Here is a 1328-nt window from a genome sequence, read left to right as displayed (position 1 = left end):
AAATTCAATGCTCAGCAGAACGTGTCGCTAAATATGCTAACAATGGCTATATTGCATTGTGGCGGATTTTCTTTTTCAGAAAATCCTCGTATATTTACTAACATAATCGCTATGGCGGAAAAATCTTGCCGATTTTTCCACAACGACAACATAGCCTAACCCGTTAGCATAAATAGCTCGAATGAGTTTTGGTCAGAAAAATTAAAGTTGAAAAAGTTAATTGAAAACTATGATTTTTAGCAATATTTCGGAGTGAAAATTGTAGCGGTCAGATTTGAGCAATGAAAGCGGAAAGAATTGAGTTTTTACTGAAAAAATTGTACTAAACCGAGAAAATTCTGAGTGATTTATACTCAAAAACAAAATGAGAATTCAATCGGAATGAATTTGGCTTTTAATGAAAAATATGTACAAACCTGAAAAATTCCAGATTGACTTCCACTCTACCGGAATTGAGCATTGAAACGGTTAAGATTTTGAGCAACAAATCCGATTTACTGAAAAAATTGTACTAAACCGAGAAAATTCTGAGTGATTTATACTCAAAAACAAAATGAGAATTCAATCGGAATGAATTTGGCTTTTAATGAAAAATATGTACAAACCTGAAAAATTCAAGATTGACTTCCACTCTACCGGAATTGAGCATTGAAACGGTTAAGATTTTGAGCAACAAATCCGAATATCTTTAAAATGAATAATTGCAATAAACTGAGAAATTTCAAAGTTTTTCCTGTAAAACGTAAAATTATAGCGGAGAAAAGCTAAATGAGAAAAATTAGTATGTTTGATAAATCTCAGATAATAGAAAAATTCAATGCTCAGCAGAACGTGTCGCTAAATATGCTAACAATGGCTATATTGCATTGTGGCGGATTTTCTTTTTCAGAAAATCCTCGTATATTTACTAACACAATTGCTATGGCGGAAAAATCTTACCGATTTTTCCACAACGACAACATAGCCTAAACCGTTGGGTAAAATGGGGGAATTTCAGCCTGAAATTCCTAATTTGAGTTTTATGAGTTTAAAATCTCAAACTGTCTGAGACACGAGCCGAAAAAATTACTGAGATAAAAAAGTTTGAAAACTACTTCTACTCTATTAAAAAAAATAAAACGGAAAGATTTGAGTAATGAATCCGAAAAAAGAAAGTTGAAACATAAAAAACTCATTGAAAAGTCTGATTTTAGCACAATGGCGGAATTATAAGTTGAAACGGAAAGAATTAAGCACAACGACGGAAATGAGCAATGAAAACGGAAAAACTCATTGAAACGTGAGAGTTGAACTGAAAAATATTCAAGAATAATTAAAACTTAACGATA

At 31.8% G+C, this 1328-nt stretch carries 1 protein-coding gene; it reads left to right on the top strand.

The genetic code is table 11. The features are described from left to right. Positions 1-768 precede the first annotated feature (768 nt). Entirely contained in the window at positions 769-969 is a 201-nt protein-coding gene (locus HGB55_RS15000; protein ID WP_168817881.1) for a hypothetical protein, read from the top strand. Positions 970-1328: the final 359 nt, after the last annotated feature.

Source organism: Lutibacter sp. B1 (assembly GCF_012524075.1).
Classification (GTDB): Bacteria; Bacteroidota; Bacteroidia; order Flavobacteriales; family Flavobacteriaceae; genus Lutibacter.
Note: the sequence above shows the minus strand (reverse complement) of the source record. Positions and strands in the feature narration are given on the sequence as shown.

Coding starts and splice junctions, on each gene's coding strand:
- HGB55_RS15000 (WP_168817881.1), top strand. CDS start 769: ATGAGAAAAATTAGTATGTTTGATAAATCTCAGATAATAGAAAAATTC.